This is a genomic window from Curtobacterium uvaldense, assembly GCF_028307415.1.
Taxonomy (GTDB): domain Bacteria; phylum Actinomycetota; class Actinomycetes; order Actinomycetales; family Microbacteriaceae; genus Curtobacterium.
Genome location: NZ_JAQMHU010000027.1, coordinates 24,226 through 41,838 on the forward strand (window position 1 = coordinate 24,226; position 17,613 = coordinate 41,838).

The window sequence follows — 17,613 nt, forward strand, 5'->3', positions numbered from 1 at the left end:
CACGTCCGGCGTGCGCAACGGCAGGCCTGCTCGCGTCGGGCCTGCTGGCGTCAGGTCTGCTCGCGTCAGCGGTAGCGGTAGAACCCCTCACCCGACTCGACGCCGTACTTGCCCTGGTCGAGGTACTCCGACTGCAGGTACGCCGCCCAGGCCTGCGCGCCGGGCTCGGGGGATGCGCTCGCGACCGCGTGCGCGGTGCGGAGCCCGATGACGTCGTACATGCGGAACGGCCCGACCGGGCTGCCGGTCCCGATCTGCCACGTGGTGTCGATCGTGGCGGGGTCGGCCACCCCGCGGAGCACCAGGCCCGCGGCGGCGTCGAGGAGCGGCACGAGCAGGGAGTTGAGCACGTAGCCCGGCTGCTCCTTGTGCAGGCGGATCGGGACCATGCCGATCTCCTCGGCGAACGTCGCGACGCGCTCGAACACCTCGGGGTCGGTCTGCTCGGTCCCCATCACCTCGGCGGTGTTCTGCCGCCAGACGTGGTTGGCGAAGTGCAGCGCGAGGAAGCGGTCAGGGCGGCCGGTCGCGTCCGCGATCGCGCTCGGCAGCAGGGTCGACGAGTTCGTCGCGAAGACGGTCTCCGCCGGCGCCACCTCGGCGAGCCGGCCGTAGACCTCGCGCTTGGTCTCGAGTCGCTCGGGGACCGCCTCGACGACGAGCTCGGCCCCACCGACGGCCCGGGCGAGGTCGGTGTCGAAGGTGATCCGCGCGACGGCGGCGTCGGCGTCCGGTCGGGCGTCCTGCCCGACGTCGCCGAGGTACTGCTCGACGATGCCCGCGAGTCGCTCACGACCGGCGGCGACCGCGTCCTCGCTGATGTCGTACACGACGACGGGGATGGCGTGTCGGGCGGTCTGGAGGGCGATCTGGGTGCCGAGGACGCCGGCGCCGAGCACGGTGACGGAGCTGAAGGTGGTCATGCTGCCCAGTGTGCTCCCGACCCGTGGGAGTGCGCGGGCGCGCGCCTGACCCGACGCGGGCGCCTAGGTCCGCGGCGGCGGTGCCGTGCTCGCCCGTTCGACCAGGCGCACCGGCACGAGGTCGGTCGACGTGCGGACGGGGGTGCCCTCGATCTGCGCCAGCAGCGTCGCGACCGCCCGCCGCCCGACCTCGTCGAAGGACTGGTGCACGGTGGTCAACGGCGGCCAGAACGACTCCGACTCGGGGAAGTCGTCGAAGCCGACCACGCTGAGGCTCTCCGGCACCGACCGACCGGCCTCGTGCGCCGCCCGGAGGACCCCGAGCGCGGTCTGGTCGTTCACCGCGAAGACGGCGGTGATCTCGGGCCGCGCAGCGATCTCCTGCCCGGCGCGGTGCCCGTCGGCCGTCGACCACCCTGCGGGGAGGACCCGGGGGACCCTGCGGCCCGCGTGCTCGAGCGTCTCGCGCCACGCGACGAGGCGGCGTTCCGCGGAGTACGAGGCGGTGGGTCCGGCGACGTGCCAGACGGTCTCGTGCCCGAGGTCGAGCAGGTGCTGCGTGGCGAGCCGTGCGCCCTCGGCCTGGTCGATGTCGATGGAGGGCCGGTCGGTCGTGCCCGCGGAGTCGACGACCACGAGCGGGACACCGCTCGGCAGCACGACCTCGGCGGTGTCGATGATGTGCGACTCGATGACGATCACGACGCCGTCGACCGCCTGCTCGTGCAGCCGGGAGAGCGCGGTGCGGACGCCCTCGCCGGTGCGCGACGCCATGGGCAGCAGGGTGATGGTGAAGTCTGCGGCGGCCGCAGCGGCCGAGATGGCCTCGAGCGTGCGCATGTTGCCGAACGACGCGAGCGTGAACATGATCACGCCGATGGTCCGGAAGCGCCCGGACCGCAGCGCACGCGCCGCACGGTTCGGCCGGTAGCCGAGGTCGTCCATGGCGCGCTGGACCCGGTCCCGGGTGTCCGGGCTGACGTTGTCGAAGCCACGGGCGACGCGCGACACGGTCTGCATCGAGACGCCGGCGGCGTCGGCCACGGCGGCCAGCGACGGCGCACGGCGCGGTGCGGTCAGATCGGTCGACAACGCTGTTCCCTCCGTTCGACTTCCCCGAACGCTAGTGCATGTTGACGTTGCCATGCTACGGTGACGTCGTTCGATGTTGACGTCAACATCGACGTCCTCCGGATCCGTGCCAGCGCAGGCAGGGCACGACCCGTGGGCGCCGTCAGGTGTCCGGTCCGGAACCCGAACGCAGCAGACAAGGGAGTCACATGAGCACGCTCGCAGCGCGCCCGGCCGAGGCGGCACCGCCGGCGCGGCCGACCGCTCGCCGCCCGAAGGTCCGGGGGCGGTACACCGGCTGGCTGTTCGTCGGCCCCTTCGTCGTCGTCCTCGTGGCGATGCTCATCGTGCCGATCGGCTACGCGCTCTGGCTCAGCCTGTTCCGCGACCAGCTCATCGGCGGCAACCAGTTCGTGTGGTTCGCCAACTACGTGCAGCTGTTCCAGGACGCCCAGTTCTGGGAGGGCCTCGGTCGCGTGGCACTCTTCCTGGTCGTGCAGGTCCCGATCATGCTCGGCCTCGCGCTCGTGGCGGCCCTCGCGCTCGACAGCGCACGGCTCTGGGGCACCGGGTTCTTCCGCATCGCCGTGTTCCTGCCGTACGCCGTGCCCGGCGTGGTCGCCGCCCTCATCTGGGGCTTCATCTACGGCAACCAGTTCGGCCTCACGGGCGCCGCGAACAGCGCGCTCGGCATCGACCTGCTCCAGCCGTTCAGCCCGACCTGGGTCCTCACGTCGATCGGCAACGTGGTCACGTGGGAGTTCCTCGGCTACAACATGCTGATCTTCTACGCCGCCCTGCGCGTCGTGCCCGGTGAGCTCTACGAGGCTGCCGAGCTCGACGGCGCCGGCCCGCTGCGCACCGTCTTCTCGATCAAGCTGCCCGCCCTTCGCGGCCCGATGGTCATCGCGACGATCTTCTCGATCATCGGCAGCTTCCAGCTCTTCAACGAGCCGAACCTGCTGAAGACGCTCGCGCCGAACGTCATCGGCAGCGCCTTCACCCCGAACATGTACGCCTACTCGCTGTCCTTCAGCGGCCAGCAGTTCAACTACTCCGCCACCGTCGCCATCGTCATGGGTGTCATCACCGCCGTGATCGCCTACGTCGTCCAGGTCCGCGGAACCCGCCAGGAGAACCGATGAGCACCCTGCAGCAGCCCGCCGCCGGCGCGACCAGCCCGGCCACGGTCACCGAGGCGACCACCACCCAGCGCGACCCGGGGGACCGGGCGACCCGCGCCTCCCGGTCGCGCCGCGCCGGCAAGCCGGTCGACGGACGCAAGGTGAAGCGCTCCGGTCTCCTGACCGCCGTGATGGTCGTCTTCGTCGTCTACTCGTTCGCACCGCTGTTCTACCTGCTGGTGAACAGCACCAAGACCCAGGCGTCCCTGCTGTCGACGTTCGGCCTGTGGTTCGGCGGCGACTTCAACCTCTGGCAGAACATCGTCGACACCCTGACCTACAACGACGGCATCTTCCTGCAGTGGCTCGGCAACACGCTGCTGTACGTGGTCGTCGGTGCCGGTGGCGCGACCCTGCTCGCCACGGTCGCCGGCTACGGCATGGCGAAGTTCCAGTTCCCCGGCCGTCGCGCGGTCTTCGCCGTCGTCCTCGGGGCGATCGCCGTCCCGGGCACCGCCCTCGCCGTCCCGACCTTCCTGCTCTTCTCGCAGTTCGGCCTGACGAACACCCCCTGGGCGATCATCCTGCCGTCGCTCATCAGCCCGTTCGGCATGTACCTCATCTGGACCTACGCGATCGACGCGATCCCGACCGAGCTCATCGAGGCCGCCCGCATGGACGGCGCCGGCGAGTTCCGGATCTTCTTCACCATCGCGCTGAAGCTCCTCACGCCCGGTGTCGTCACGGTCCTGCTCTTCGCGGTCGTCGCCACCTGGAACAACTACTTCCTGCCGCTCATCATGCTGAGCGACCCGAAGTGGTACCCGCTCACGGTCGGCCTCAACCAGTGGAACGCCCAGGCCACCGGCTCCGGCGCGCAGCCGATCTACAACCTCGTCGTCACCGGATCGCTCCTCACGATCATCCCGATCGTGGTCGCGTTCCTCTTCCTCCAGCGCTTCTGGCAGTCCGGCCTCGCGGCCGGGTCCGTCAAGGCCTGACCCACCGGACGGGAGGCGCGCCGGCAGCCCGCCACGCGCCTCCCGACCGGGACACAGCAGCACCACCCCAGCCCCAGATCACGAAGAAGTGGAAGGCAACCCATGAACAAGCGTCTCCGGCGCGGGCTCAGCGCCCTCGCCATCGGCGTCACCGCCGCCATCGCGATGACCGCCTGCGCCTCCGGCAGCTCCGCCGGCGGCTCGGCGGACGACATCGACAAGGCCCTCAAGGACGGCGGCACGCTGACCTACTGGTCCTGGACCCCCTCGGCCAAGGACCAGGTCGCCGCGTTCGAGAAGCAGTACCCGAAGGTCAAGGTCAAGCTGGTCAACGCCGGCACCGGTGCCGACCAGTACACCAAGCTGCAGAACACGATCAAGGCCGGCTCGGGTGCTCCCGACGTCGCGCAGGTCGAGTACTACGCGCTGCCGCAGTTCGCCCTGTCCGACTCGCTCGTCGACCTGTCGTCGTACGGCTTCGGCGACCTCGAGAGCAAGTTCTCGAAGGGCACCTGGAGCAACGTCGCCATGGACGGCAAGGTCTACGGCCTGCCCCAGGACTCCGGCCCCATGGCGCTGTTCTACAACAAGAAGGTCTTCGACGAGTACGGCATCGAGGTGCCGAAGACGTGGGACGAGTACATCGCCGCGGGCAAGAAGCTGCACGAGGCGGACTCGTCGAAGTACATCGCGGCGGACTCCGGCGACGCCGGCTTCACCACGAGCATGATCGCCCAGGCCGGTGGCACCCCGTTCACGACCGACGGCGACAAGATCACCATCGACCTGCACGACGCCGGCACGCAGAAGTGGGCGAAGACCTGGGACCAGCTCGTCGAGCAGGGCCTGCTGTCGAAGACCACCGGCTGGACCGACGACTGGTACAAGCAGCTCGGCAACGGCCAGATCGCCACGATGGTGACCGGCGCCTGGATGCCCGGCAACCTGATGGCCAGCGTGCCGGACGCAAAGGGTGACTGGCGCGTCGCCCCGATGCCGACCTACGACGGCGGCCAGGCCCAGACCGCCAGCAACGGCGGCAGCTCGCAGGTCGTCATGAAGCAGTCGAAGAACCCGGCCCTCGCCGCCGGCTTCCTGAAGTGGCTGAACTCGTCGGAGGAGTCCACGAAGGTCTTCATGCAGTCCGGCGGCTTCCCGTCGACGACCGCTGACCTGAACTCGAGCTCGTTCCTGGACGAGAAGCCGGAGTACTTCGGTGGCCAGGAGATCAACAAGGTCCTCGTCGACGCCTCGAAGTCCTCGGCGAACGACTTCACCTACCTGCCGTACCAGGTCTACGCGAACAGCGTCTACGCCGACACCGTCGGGCAGTCCTACCAGAACGGCACCTCGCTCGAGGGCGGTCTGGAGGCCTGGCAGAAGGCGCTCGTGAAGTACGGCAAGGACCAGGGCTTCACGGTCGAGAGCAAGTAACACCCGCGTTCCCCACACCCCGGGGCCGTGCGGACACCACGTCCGCACGGCCCCGTCGTACGAGAGAGACACACCATGCGCTTCGCCATCGGCGACTTAGACTTCCTGCTCGACGGCGAGCCGCACCGGGTCCTGTCCGGCGCGATCCACTACTTCCGCGTGCACCCGGACCTCTGGCAGGACCGGATCCGCAAGGCGAAGCTGATGGGCCTCAACACCATCGAGACCTACGTCGCCTGGAACGCCCACGCGCCGCGTCCCGGTGTGTTCGACCTGACCGGCGGCCTCGACCTGGGCCGGTTCCTCGACCTGGTCGCCGCCGAGGGCATGCACGCCATCGTCCGCCCCGGGCCCTACATCTGCGCCGAGTGGTCGAACGGCGGCCTGCCCTACTGGCTCTTCGCCGACGGCACCGTCGGCGTCCGCCGGAACGAGCCGGGCTTCCTCGCCGCCGTGCGGGAGTACCTCGAGCACCTCGCGCCGGTGCTCGTCCCGCGCCAGATCGACCAGGGCGGCCCGATCGTGCTCGTGCAGGTCGAGAACGAGTACGGCGCCTACGGCTCGGACGCGTCCTACCTGCGGGCGCTCGAGGAGATGCACCGGGCCATCGGTCTGACCGTCCCGTTCACGAGCGTCGACCAGCCGATGGACTCGATGCTCGAGGACGGCTCGCTGCCCTCGCTGCACAAGACCGGCTCGTTCGGGTCCCGCTCCACGGAGCGTCTCGCGCGCCTCCGCCAGGCGCAGCCGACCGGCCCGCTCATGTGCTCCGAGTTCTGGGACGGCTGGTTCGACAGCTGGGGCGAGCACCACCACACCACCCCGGCGTCCGCGTCGGCGGCGGACCTCGACGACCTGCTCGCCGCCGGCGGCTCCGTCAACATCTACATGTTCCACGGCGGCTCGAACTTCGGCTTCACCAACGGCGCGAACGACAAGGGCGTGTACCGGCCGATCGCGACGTCGTACGACTACGACGCTCCGCTCGACGAGGCCGGTCGCCCGACGGCGAAGTTCCACGCGTTCCGCGCGGTCATCGAGCGCTACGCACCCGTCCCGCCGCTGCCCGAGTCGATGCGGGAGGGTGGGTCGGGCCGCCTTGAATCGTATGATCGTTCGAGCGGCCGGGAGGCGCGGGTCACCCCCGCCACGGACCTCGCGGTCCGCCTGGACCGCGTCGCGTCGCTCCGCTCCCTGCTGCCCACGCTCACCGACTGGTCGACGCACGACGAGCCGCCGACCTTCGACGCCCTCGGCGCCGCGAGCGGCTTCGTGCTGTACCGCACCGAGGTCGACCTGCCCGACGGCGGCGTCCTGACCGTCGGCACCGAGGTCCGCGACCGTGCGGTCGTCTCGGTGGACGGGGTCGTCGTCGGCGTCCTCGAGCGCGAGCACCACGACCGGGCGATCGCGCTCCCGCCGGTCACCGGTACGCTCGAGCTCCTCGTCGAGGACCAGGGGCGCGTCGACTACGGCCCCCGCATCGGCGAGCCGAAGGGCCTGATCGGCGGCGTGGCCGTCGACGGTGTGCCGCTCGCCCGGTGGTCGGCGTCACCGCTCGCGCTCGACCCGATCGCACCGGCGGCCGTCGACCAGCTCGCGGCGCTGGTACCCACCGACGGTGACGTGCTGGCCGGGCCCGTGCTCGCCGCCGGGTCGTTCGACCTGACGTCCACCGAGGACCGCTACCTGTCGCTCGACGGCTTCCGCAAGGGTGTCGCTTGGGTGAACGGGTTCTGCCTCGGGCGGTACTGGTCGCGCGGGCCGCAGCAGACGCTGGCCGTGCCGGGGCCGGTGCTCCGTGCCGGTCGGAACGAGGTCGTCGTGTTCGAGCTGCACGCCTCGGCGTCCCGCACGGTCTGCATGCTGCTCGAGCCCGACCTGGGACACACCGAGGCGTAGCGGGCAGGGTCAGGCGTCGAGGGCCTCGAGGTCGGCCAGGGCGCGCTCGGCGTCGGCGATCCGGTCGGCTTCGGGTCGCGTCCACCACTCGGGGCCGCGCTCGCCGAGCCCGTGCTTCGCCAGGCCGTTCCGCTGCCGGGCTGCGGCGAGGGCGTCCTCGTCGCCGGCGCGCTTCGCCTGCCGCACGGCATTGCGCCCGCGGCCGAGGTGCGAGCGCAGTGCCGCGGCGACCTCCTCGGGCAACGCGGGGTCGGTGCGACGCCACCGGCGGCCGTCGACGACGAAGAAGTGGTCGTCGGGCTCGGCGGTCATGCTCCCGAGTCTGCACCGTCGGTGGTCGGCGGTAGACAGGTGTCGATGACGGAACCACGCGTGCGACCCATGCTCGACGTCAAGCGGATCTACGCCGAGGATGCTGCCCTCGAGCTCCCGCGCGGGCAGGAGGTCCTCGGGCGCTGGCCGGACGCCGAGATCGTGCCGGTCGCCTCGCACTGGAACATCCCCGAGGTCCACGGCGACGAGCGCAACGTGCAGCGCTGGGTGCGGATCAAGACCGAGGCGCTCGTGCTCGGCGTGAAGAAGTCGCTCGTCACCCGGCCGAACGGGCGCTCCGCCGACTTCATCGCCCCGTCGACGGCGAACGGGTGCGCGATGGCGTGCGCCTACTGCTACGTGCCGCGGCGCAAGGGGTACTCGAACCCGGTGACGGTGTTCGCGAACATCGAGCAGATCACGAAGCACGTGGCGCGCAACATCGCGAAGCAGGGGCCGAAGACCGAGCCGAACCAGTGCGACCCGGACGCGTGGGTCTACGACATCGGCGAGAACAGCGACTGCTCGGTCGACGCGCTGATCAGCGACAACGTGCGCGACCTCTGCGACCTCTTCCGGATGACGCCCACCGCGAAGGCGTCCTTCGCGACGAAGTACGTCAACCGCGAGCTGCTCGACTGGGACCCGATGGGCCGCACGCGCATCCGGTTCTCGCTCATGCCGCACGAGACCGCGAAGGTCACCGACATCCGCACGAGCCCGATCGCCGAGCGGATCGCCGCGGTCAACGACTTCGTGGACGCCGGGTACGAGGTGCACCTCAACTTCTCGCCCGTGATCCTGACGCCGACGTGGGAGTCGGACTGGGCCGAGCTGCTGCGCCAGGTCGACGACGTGCTGTCTCCCTCGGCCAAGGCGCAGCTCGCGGCCGAGGTGATCTTCCTGACGCACAACCAGCCCCTGCACGAGGTCAACCTCGGGTGGCACCCGAAGGCCGAGGACCTGCTCTGGCGTCCCGACCTGCAGGAGCAGAAGGTGTCGCAGAACGGTGCGGTCAACGTGCGCTACCGGTCAGGCATGAAGGGGCAGCTCGTCCAGCGTTTCCGTGAGCTGGTGGCGGAACACCTGCCGTCCTGCCGCATCCGGTACGCCTTCTAGGCACCTCGCCCCGGAACGACGAACGCCCGCACCGCTCGAGCGGTACGGGCGTCAGAGCGCGAGGCTCACTTGCCGTCGAACGCGTCCTTGGCCTTCTCCTTGTCGAGGCGACCCTCTCCCATGACCTGGTCCTTCTGGCCCTGGTGCGTGAGCTCGGCGTCGTCGGTCTTCTTGCCGACGGCCTCCTCGACCTTGCCGGCGACCTTCTGGGTGACGTCCTTGGCCTTGTCTCCGAGCGACATGTTGTCTTCCTTCCTCCGGGAACCGCCGAGGGCTCCCGGCGTCTGTGGAACCGAGACAACCAGGGCGTCGGCGCCGACTCGCGGCCCGGTCGGAGGTTCGTGTACCCCGACCGGGTCGGCCGGGGTACGCCTACGGGACGAGCCGCTCGGCGCGGTAGCGGTCGAACAGGTCGGTGAAGGCCCGCTCGGTCCGGCGGAAGGCGGTGAAGCCCGCCTCGCGGCTCTTGCCCATGTCGGTCACGGCCTCCATCGCCCGGCCGAGGTCGGCGTCGGTGTGCCACCACGAGGCCAGCCGGGTGATGTCCGACTCGACCAGTCCGTACCGCTCGGCGATGCCGGCCCATGCACCCTCGTGCGGAGCCATCTGTTCCTCGAGCGGTCGAGGACGGTCCTGGTAGCCGACGACCCGATCCGGGTCGACGCCGAGGTGTGCGGCGAGACGCGGCCACATCCACCGCCACCGGAACACGTCACCGTTCACGACGTTGAACGGCTCGTCCGCACCCTCGGGGCTGGTGGCTGCCCAGACCATGTGCTCGGCGAGGATGCCGGCGTCGGTCATGTCGGTCAGCCCGTTCCACTGCGCCTCGCTGCCCGGGAACACGAAGTCCAGGCCGAGCTCCTTCGCGAGGGTGGCCTGCACGGCGATGGTCAGGCCCATGTTCATGGCGTTGCCGACGGCGTACCCGATGACGGTGTGCGAGCGGTGCACCGACCACGTGAACCCCTGGCGCTCGGCTGCGGCGAAGAGCTCGTCCTCCTGCGCGTAGTAGAAGTTCGGGGTGTCGAGCCGCGGCTCCTCCTCGTGGAAGGGCGTGTCCGGCATCTCGCCCGCCGCGTACGCCTCGAACGGGCCGAGGTAGTGCTTCAGCCCGGTCACCAGGGCGACGTGGGCGAGCGGCGCGTGGGACAGCGCGGCGAGCAGGTCGCGGACCATGCCACCGTTCACTCGGATGTTCTCGGCCTCGGTCTCCTGGCGCTGCCACGCGGTGAAGAACACGTGCGTGGGCCGCTCGTCGGCGAGGGCTGCCGTCAGCGAGTCCGGGTCGCGGAGGTCGGCGGCGACGGTCCGGACACCGTCGCGCGCGAGCGGGCGGCGGGAGAGTGCGGTCACGTCCCACCCGAGACCGAGCAGGTGGTCGACGAGGGCGGAGCCGGTGATGCCGCTGGCACCCACGACGAGGGCTTCGGGGCGGGCGGGGGTCGGTTCTGTGGTGGTCGTCATCGTCGGGTGCAACGCGCGCCGACGACAGGTGTTCCCTACCGGGGGCGTCGGATCCGGATCGGACCCTTCGCCGTGGACGGGTCGACCACGCTGCCGTGCTGGGTGATCTCGACCTCACCCCGCGCGACCATGCGGCGTGCTGCCCGTCGAGCGGGCTCCATCAGGGGTCGCCAGTCGTCGGGCTCGAGGGACCGCGCGACCTCGGACGGGCAGATGCTCGACGTCCGTGCACGGGCGGCGAGCAGCTCGTCGATCCGCTGCTCCAGGGCACGGTCGGTGGCGTCGACGCCGTGCTTCCGGCACGCAGCCGAGCACCACTTCGCGTCGGGGGAGGCGGACGACGGCATCCGCCGACCGCACGACGCGCAGGTCCGTTCCGCGTGCGCCTCCTGCGATGCCGAGGCGTCCGCAGCGGTCCTGATCGCTCGTCCCATGCGCACCATCCTGGTCCTGCGGTCCGACACGACCCACAGCACAGGCTCGGCTGGCACGATCGGACCGGTGGAGCCCGAACCGAACGACCCCCGCCCGCACGGACCCGCCTGGGTCGAGCACGCGATGTGGTGGCACGTCTACCCGCTCGGCGCGGTCGGCGCCGAGGTCCGTCCGACGACACCCGTCGACGACCGACCGGTCGAGCACCGGCTCCAGCGGCTCGTGCCCTGGCTCGACCACGTCGTCGCCCTCGGGCTGAACGGCCTGCTGCTCGGGCCGGTCTTCGCGAGCTCGACGCACGGGTACGACACCGTCGACCACTTCCGGGTCGACCCCCGACTCGGCGACGAGGCCGACCTCGTCGCGCTGGTCGGGGCCGCCCACGAGCGCGGTGTCCGGGTCGTGCTCGACGGCGTGTTCAACCACGTCGGGCGCGAGCACCCCGCCTTCCGTGCGCTCGAGGAACAGGGCCCGGACGCCCCGACCGCGGAGCTCTTCGCGGTCGAACGGTCCGGTTGGCAGGCAGGGGACCCCGTGCCGGTCCGCGACTTCGAGGGGCACGACATCCTCGTCGCGCTCGACCACGAGGGCCGCGCCGCCGAGGACCTGGTGGTCGAGGTGATGACCTACTGGCTCGCCCGCGGGGTCGACGGTTGGCGGCTCGACGCCGCGTACGCCGTGCCGCCGTCGTTCTGGGCACGGGTGCTGCCGCGGGTGCGCGAGCAGTACCCCGCCGCCTGGTTCAGCGGCGAGGTCATCCACGGTGACGCAGCTGCGATCGTCGCGGCGTCGACGATGGACTCCACCACGCAGTACGAGCTGTGGCAGGCGGTCTGGCACGGGATCGCCGACCGGAACTGCTTCGAGCTGGCACACGCCGTGGAGCGGCACGATGCCCTGCTCGCGACGTTCGTCCCCACCACGTTCGTCGGCAACCACGACGTGACGCGGATCGCGAGCGCGGTGGGGGAGCGGTTCGCCGGGCACGCCGCCGCGGTGCTGTTCACCGTGGCCGGCACCCCCGTGGTCTACGCGGGGGACGAGTACGGCTGGACCGGGGTCAAGGAGGAACGCGAGGGTGGCGACGACGCCGTCCGTCCGGAGCTGCCCGCGACGCCGCCCGAGCCGGACGACCTGACCCACGCGCACGAGGCCCTCGTCGCCCTGCGTCGGCGGAACCCCTGGCTGCACCGGGCGCACACCGACGTCGTCCACCTGACCAACACGGCCGTGGTCCTGCGCACCGCGACGGCCGACGCCGCGGTGGTGACCGCCCTGAACCTGGCCGACGAGCCGGTGGAGGTGCCCGCGGCCGACGCGACACGGGTCGAGGCGGGCGGTGGCGACCTGCGGGACGGCACCCTGCGCCTCCCGGCCGCCGCCTGGGCCGTCCTCACCGCCTGACGCTTCCGCGTACAGAACGAGACTCGGGCCGGCGGACGGTTCCGCGGTCCCACGACCACGGAACTGTCCGCCGACCCGAGCCTCGGCGAAGGGGGATCGACCGCTACTTGCGCGCGGACGCCGCCCGGCGCTTGTTGAACACGTCGAACGCGACGGCGGCGAGCAGTACCAGGCCCTTGATGAGCGACTGGAACTCGGTGCCGACACCGAGGATCGACATGCCGTTGTTCAGGATGCCGATGATGAGACCACCGACGATCGCACCCGGCACCGTGCCGATGCCGCCGGTGACGGCGGCGCCACCGATGAACACGGCCGCGATGGCGTCGAGCTCGAAGCCGTTGCCGGCACCCGGGGCGGCCAGGTTGAGCTGGCCCGTGAAGACCACGCCCGCCAGGGCCGCGATGACGCCCATGTTCACGAAGAGCAGGAACGTGACGCGCTTCGTCTTGACGCCGGACAGCTGCGCGGCGAGGGCGTTGCCACCGATCGCGTACACGTGGCGACCGAACACCGAGCTGCGCATGACGACCGAGTAGACGACCACGAGCAGACCGAGGACGACGAGCACGATCGGGGTGCCGTTGTAGCTGGCGAGGAGCAGCGCCACGTAGATCACGAGCGCGGCGCCGAAGGCCGTCTTCACGATGAACCAGGCGAACGGCTCGCTCTCGAGCTGGTACTTGCGACGCGTGATGCGGCCCCGGAAGGCCGAGATCACCATGACGGCGGCGGCCGCGATGCCGAGGATCATCGTGAGCGGCTCGTAGCCCGTGGTGCCGAACGACGGCAGGAAGCCGGAGCCGAGCGAGCGGAAGCCCTCCGGGAACGGCGAGATCTGCTGGTTCTGCAGCACGATCTGGGTGGCGCCACGGAACGCGAGCATGCCGGCGAGCGTCACGATGAACGCCGGGATGCCGAAGTACGCGATCCAGAAGCCCTGCCAGGCACCGACGAGGGCGCCGACGACCAGGCAGAGGAGCGCCGCGACCGGCCAGGGGAGGCCCCACTGGGTGATCATGACGCCCGCCATCGCACCGCTGAAGGCGACGACCGACCCGACGGACAGGTCGATGTGGCCGGCGATGATCACCATCACCATGCCGATCGCCAGGATCAGGATGTAGCTGTTCTGGACGATGATGTTCGAGACGTTGATCGGGGCCAGCGTGATGCCGTTCGTCGCCACCTGGAAGAAGATGACGATGACGATCAGCGCGATGAACAGGCCGATCTGTCGGAGCTGCCCGGTGAGGTAGCCGGCGGCGGACTTAAGCGCGTTCATTGACTGGGGTCTCCCGTTCCTGGGTCATGTACTGCATGAGGACCTCTGGCGTGGCCTCGGAGCGGGGCACGTCAGCGGTGATCGTGCCCTCGGAGAGTGTGTAGATGCGGTCGCAGATCCCGAGCAGCTCGGGCAGCTCGGACGAGATCACGATGACGCCCTTGCCCTGGTCGGCCAGGTCGTTGATGAGCGTGTAGATCTCGTACTTCGCGCCGACGTCGATGCCGCGGGTCGGTTCGTCGAGGATGAGCACGTCCGGGTCGGCGTACATCCACTTCGACAGGACGACCTTCTGCTGGTTGCCGCCGGAGAGCTTGCCCGTCACGGCGTCGACGTTCGGCGCCTTGATGTTCATGCTCTTCAGGAAGCCGCCGGCGACGGTGGTCTCCTTCGAGGCGTTCACGAAACCCCAGTCGGCGAGCTTGCCCAGTGCCGAGCCGGAGATGTTCCGCTTGATGTCGTCGATGAGGTTGAGGCCGTACCGCTTGCGGTCCTCGGTGGCGTAGGCGATGCCGTTGTCGATCGCCCGGGTCACCGTGTTCGTCTTGATCGGCACCCCGCGCTTGTAGACGGTGCCGGAGATGCCGGTGCCGTACGAGTGCCCGAAGACGCTCATCGCGAGCTCGGTGCGGCCGGCGCCCATGAGGCCGGCGATGCCGACGACCTCGCCCGCGCGGACGTTCAGGTTCACCTGGTGGATGATCTCGCGGGAGCCGTCGAGCGGGTGGTGGACGGTCCAGTCCTCGATGCGCAGGAGCTCCTCGCCGATCTTCGGCTCGCGCTCCGGGTAGCGGCTGGACAGGTCGCGACCGACCATGCCGCGGATGATCCGGTCCTCGGAGACGTCGTCGGCGTGCATGTCGAGCGTCTCGATGGTCTTGCCGTCGCGGATGATCGTGACCTTGTCCGCGATCGCCTTGATCTCGTTGAGCTTGTGGCTGATGATGATCGCCGTCATGCCCTCGGCCTGCAGTGAGCGGATGAGCTCGAGCAGGTGCTCCGAGTCGTCGTCGTTCAGCGCGGCGGTCGGCTCGTCGAGGATGAGGAGCCGGACCTCCTTCGAGAGCGCCTTCGCGATCTCGACGAGCTGCTGCTTGCCGACACCGATGTCCGTGACCTTGGTGACCGGGTTGTCCCTGAGTCCGACGCGCTTGAGCAGCGCCGCCGCCTCGAGGTTCGTCTGGTTCCAGTCGATGAGCCCGCCCTTGACGCGCTCGTTGCCGAGGAAGATGTTCTCGGCGATCGACAGGAACGGGCTGAGGGCGAGCTCCTGGTGGATGATCACCACGCCCGCCTTCTCGGAGCCGTTGATGTCACCGAACTGCACCGGCTTGCCGTCGAGCAGGATCTCGCCGTCGAAGGAGCCGTGCGGGTAGACGCCCGACAGCACCTTCATCAGGGTCGACTTGCCGGCGCCGTTCTCGCCGCAGATCGCGTGGACCTGACCGCGCTCGACCTCGATCGAGACGCCCTGGAGCGCCTTCACACCGGGGAAGGTCTTGGTGATGTCCCGCATCTCGAGGATGGTGTCCGCCATGTGGACCGCCTTTCCGTCGTCCGCGCCTGGGCGCGGGTGGAGACGGACTGGAGGCGCGGTGCGGGGGTGCACCGCGCCTCCAGTCCTGTGGATGGTTGCGTCCTACTTGAGGTCGGCTTCGGTGTAGTACCCGCTGTCGACGAGGACCTCCTTGTAGTTGGCCTTCGTCACCACCGTGGGCTGGAACAGGTAGGTCGGGACGACCTTGACCTTGTTGTCGTAGCTCTTGGTGTCGTTGACCTCGGGGGTCTTGCCGGAGAGCAGGTCCTCGGCCATCGTCACGGACTGCTTCGCGAGCTTGCGGGTGTCCTTGTAGATGGTGGAGTACTGCTGGCCCGCGATGATCGACTTGACCGAGGCGGCCTCGGCGTCCTGGCCGGTCACGATCGGCAGCGGACGGTCACCCGAGCCGTAGCCGGCGCCCTGGAGGGCCGAGATGATGCCGATCGACATGCCGTCGTAGGGCGAGAGCACGCCGTCGAGCTTCGTGCCGCCGGAGTACGTCGACGCGACGAGGTTCTGCATGCGGGCCTTGGCGGTCGCCGGGTCCCACTGCTGCGTGGCGGCCTGCGAGAGCTGGTCCTGGCCGGAGCCGATCTTCAGCGTGCCGTCCTCGAGGTACGGCTTGAGGGTGTCCATCGCGCCGTTGAAGAAGAACCCGGCGTTGTTGTCGTCGAGCGAGCCGGCGAAGACCTCGATGTTGAAGGGGCCCTTCTTGCCGGTCTTCTCGCCCTTGTCGTCCAGCACGCCGAGCCCCGTGAGGAGCGAGGTGGCCTGGTCGACGCCGACCTTGTAGTTGTCGAACGACACGTAGTAGTCGACGTTCTTGTTGCCGGTGAGCAGGCGGTCGTACGAGATGACCTTGATGCCGGCCTTGGCGGCGGCGTCGAGCTGGTCGGAGAGTGCACCACCGTCGATCGACGCGATGATCAGGACCTTCGCGCCCTTGGTGATCATGTTGCTGACCTGCTGGGCCTGCTGCTGGACCTTGTTGTCGCCGTACTCGAGGTCGACCTTGTAGCCGGCCTTCTCGAGGTCGCTCTTGACGGCGTTGCCGTCCTTGATCCACCGCTCGGAGACCTTGGTCGGCATCGCGACGCCGACGAGGGCGCCCTTGTTGCCGTCCGCGGTGTCGCCGCCGCCCTCGGTGGACGCACGGCCGCCGGCCGAGCATGCTGCCAGGGAGAACGCGATGCCGAGGGCCGCGACCCCCGCGATGATCCTGCGCTTCATCATCGAAGTACCTCTGTTCCTCTCGCGTCGTCCTCGACGCGCTCGGGTGCTGGGGCTGCTGTGCCCCGTGGGATGTGCTCGTGTGAGCGCTCACATACTGAGGGTTCCGTACCGGGGTGTCAACTCGTCGTGACCGTTCCGAGATGTTGTTGCGCCGAGCGGACCGGACGCTACGCTCGGCCACGTGACGACAACGACCGCGCTCGGGGGTCCCGGCGGCAGACGCCGGAAGGCCCCGACGATCTTCGACGTCGCCGAGCGCGCCGGGGTCTCCCACCAGACCGTCTCCCGCGTGATCAACGGCGATCCGACCGTCCGCGACGCCTACCGGTCGCAGGTCACCGACGCCGTCGCCGAGCTCGGCTACCGGCCGCGTGCCGCCGCCCGCGCCCTCGCCGGCGGACGCAGTCGCGCGCTCGGCATCATCACCGCGGGCGACGCGCTGTACGGACCGTCGAGCACCGCGGTCGGCTTCGAGCGTGCCGCGCGGTCGGCCGGGTACCACGTGCTGCTCTCGACGCTGCCGGACGACCCGCGCCCCGTGGACCTGTCCGGGGCGCTCACCACGCTGCTCGCGCAGGACGTCGCCGCGATCGTGCTGGTCGCTGCCGACAACCGCGTGCTCGACGCGCTCGCGTCGCTGACGATCCCGGTCACCGTGCCGGTCGTCGTCGCGAACGCCGTGCAGCGCGACGCCGTCCGGACCCCGGCGGCACGCAGTGTCGCCGCCGTCGCGATCGACCAGGCCGCGGGCACCACGCTCGTGATGGAGCACCTGTTCGCCCGAGGGCACCGCCGCGTCGTGCACATCGCCGGACCCGCGGTGTCCCAGGAGTCCGAGGTCCGCCGGGAGACCTACGGGCGGATCATGCGCGACGCCGGACTCGAACCGGTCGTGCTCGACGGCGACTGGACCCCGGCGAGCGGCTTCGCGGCGGCGCGGACGATCGACGTGCACGCGGTCGACGCGGTCTTCGCCGGCAACGACCAGATGGCGCTCGGGGTGCTGCACGCCTTCGCCGACGAGGGACTCCGCGTGCCGGACGACATCGCCGTGGTGGGGTTCGACGACATCCCCGAGGCCGCGCACTTCACCCCGCCGCTCACCACCGTGCGCCAGGACTTCATGGCGATGGGGCAGCGGGTGCTCGAGGCGGTCCGGGCCGTCGTCGAGGGGGAGCCCCTCGACGAGACGCTGCTGCTGCCCGAGCTCGTGGTGCGGCGCTCCGCCTGAGCGGCGGCGCCGGTCGTCCCGGTCGCACGACGTGCCGCCAGCGGTCGTCCCGGGGGGGCGGCGGGGCGGGGCGGGGCGGGGCGGGGGGGGGGGGGGGGGGGGGGGGGGGGGGGGGGGGGGGGGGGGGGGGGG

The 17,613-nt window shown here is 70.2% G+C and carries 16 protein-coding genes; 7 read left to right on the forward strand and 9 right to left on the reverse strand.

Annotated elements, in window-relative coordinates; genetic code table 11:
- Positions 1-65: 65 nt before the first annotated feature.
- Both PIJ49_RS13765 and PIJ49_RS13770 read right to left on the reverse strand, forming a co-directional pair.
- Positions 66-923, reverse strand: coding sequence for a 3-hydroxyacyl-CoA dehydrogenase (locus PIJ49_RS13765; RefSeq protein ID WP_271826857.1), 858 nt, complete (start codon positions 921-923; stop codon positions 66-68).
- Positions 924-986: 63 nt separating this feature from the next.
- Entirely contained in the window at positions 987-2,015 is a 1,029-nt protein-coding gene (locus tag PIJ49_RS13770) for a LacI family DNA-binding transcriptional regulator (RefSeq protein WP_271826858.1), read from the reverse strand.
- Between the two features lie 188 nt (positions 2,016-2,203).
- Between PIJ49_RS13770 and PIJ49_RS13775 the strand changes: the two genes are divergently transcribed.
- The 4 genes from PIJ49_RS13775 to PIJ49_RS13790 all read left to right on the forward strand — a co-directional run bounded on the left by PIJ49_RS13775 (position 2,204) and on the right by PIJ49_RS13790 (position 7,455).
- Positions 2,204-3,139: a carbohydrate ABC transporter permease gene (locus PIJ49_RS13775; RefSeq protein ID WP_066655681.1), complete on the forward strand. Its 936-nt coding sequence runs from the start codon at positions 2,204-2,206 to the stop codon at positions 3,137-3,139.
- A complete protein-coding gene (locus tag PIJ49_RS13780) occupies positions 3,136-4,119 on the forward strand; it encodes a carbohydrate ABC transporter permease (protein ID WP_066655680.1) in 984 nt (327 codons plus the stop codon). The genes PIJ49_RS13775 and PIJ49_RS13780 overlap by 4 nt, the downstream gene beginning before the upstream one ends.
- A 102-nt stretch (positions 4,120-4,221) precedes the next feature.
- On the forward strand, positions 4,222-5,553 hold the full coding sequence (locus PIJ49_RS13785) for an ABC transporter substrate-binding protein (RefSeq protein WP_251154530.1): 1,332 nt from the start codon (positions 4,222-4,224) through the stop codon (positions 5,551-5,553).
- Positions 5,554-5,628: 75 nt separating this feature from the next.
- A complete protein-coding gene (locus tag PIJ49_RS13790; protein WP_271826859.1) occupies positions 5,629-7,455 on the forward strand; it encodes a glycoside hydrolase family 35 protein in 1,827 nt (608 codons plus the stop codon).
- A gap of 9 nt (positions 7,456-7,464) precedes the next feature.
- On the opposite strand, the gene PIJ49_RS13795 is transcribed toward PIJ49_RS13790, so the two are convergent.
- A complete protein-coding gene (locus PIJ49_RS13795; RefSeq protein ID WP_271826860.1) occupies positions 7,465-7,767 on the reverse strand; it encodes a biopolymer transporter Tol in 303 nt (100 codons plus the stop codon).
- Between the two features lie 45 nt (positions 7,768-7,812).
- Between PIJ49_RS13795 and PIJ49_RS13800 the strand changes: the two genes are divergently transcribed.
- Complete coding sequence (locus tag PIJ49_RS13800) at positions 7,813-8,886, forward strand: spore photoproduct lyase family protein (RefSeq protein ID WP_271826861.1); 1,074 nt, start codon at positions 7,813-7,815, stop codon at positions 8,884-8,886.
- Positions 8,887-8,951: 65 nt separating this feature from the next.
- On the opposite strand, the gene PIJ49_RS13805 is transcribed toward PIJ49_RS13800, so the two are convergent.
- The 3 genes from PIJ49_RS13805 to PIJ49_RS13815 form a co-directional block, all read right to left on the reverse strand.
- On the reverse strand, positions 8,952-9,128 hold the full coding sequence (locus PIJ49_RS13805) for a CsbD family protein (RefSeq protein WP_126891475.1): 177 nt from the start codon (positions 9,126-9,128) through the stop codon (positions 8,952-8,954).
- Between the two features lie 130 nt (positions 9,129-9,258).
- Positions 9,259-10,353 carry an SDR family oxidoreductase gene (locus PIJ49_RS13810; protein ID WP_271826862.1) on the reverse strand — a complete coding sequence of 365 codons (1,095 nt, stop codon included), beginning with the start codon at positions 10,351-10,353 and terminating at the stop codon, positions 9,259-9,261.
- 35 nt (positions 10,354-10,388) lie between these two features.
- Complete coding sequence (locus PIJ49_RS13815; protein WP_066658549.1) at positions 10,389-10,787, reverse strand: DUF3253 domain-containing protein; 399 nt, start codon at positions 10,785-10,787, stop codon at positions 10,389-10,391.
- A gap of 124 nt (positions 10,788-10,911) precedes the next feature.
- Here PIJ49_RS13815 and PIJ49_RS13820 point away from each other — a divergent pair, with 124 nt between their 5' ends.
- Positions 10,912-12,192, forward strand: a complete 1,281-nt coding sequence (locus PIJ49_RS13820; RefSeq protein WP_271826863.1) for an alpha-amylase family glycosyl hydrolase — start codon at positions 10,912-10,914, stop codon at positions 12,190-12,192.
- Between the two features lie 103 nt (positions 12,193-12,295).
- On the opposite strand, the gene mmsB is transcribed toward PIJ49_RS13820, so the two are convergent.
- The 3 genes from mmsB to chvE form a co-directional block, all read right to left on the reverse strand.
- Positions 12,296-13,477, reverse strand: a complete 1,182-nt coding sequence (gene mmsB / locus PIJ49_RS13825; RefSeq protein WP_066655663.1) for a multiple monosaccharide ABC transporter permease — start codon at positions 13,475-13,477, stop codon at positions 12,296-12,298.
- Positions 13,464-15,014 carry a multiple monosaccharide ABC transporter ATP-binding protein gene (mmsA, locus tag PIJ49_RS13830; protein ID WP_066655660.1) on the reverse strand — a complete coding sequence of 517 codons (1,551 nt, stop codon included), beginning with the start codon at positions 15,012-15,014 and terminating at the stop codon, positions 13,464-13,466. Before mmsA ends, mmsB begins: the two co-directional genes overlap by 14 nt.
- Positions 15,015-15,116: 102 nt before the next feature.
- On the reverse strand, positions 15,117-16,250 hold the full coding sequence (chvE, locus tag PIJ49_RS13835; RefSeq protein ID WP_066655659.1) for a multiple monosaccharide ABC transporter substrate-binding protein: 1,134 nt from the start codon (positions 16,248-16,250) through the stop codon (positions 15,117-15,119).
- Positions 16,251-16,431: 181 nt separating this feature from the next.
- Here chvE and PIJ49_RS13840 point away from each other — a divergent pair, with 181 nt between their 5' ends.
- On the forward strand, positions 16,432-17,481 hold the full coding sequence (locus PIJ49_RS13840) for a LacI family DNA-binding transcriptional regulator (RefSeq protein ID WP_066655657.1): 1,050 nt from the start codon (positions 16,432-16,434) through the stop codon (positions 17,479-17,481).
- The last annotated feature ends 132 nt before the right edge of the window (positions 17,482-17,613 follow it).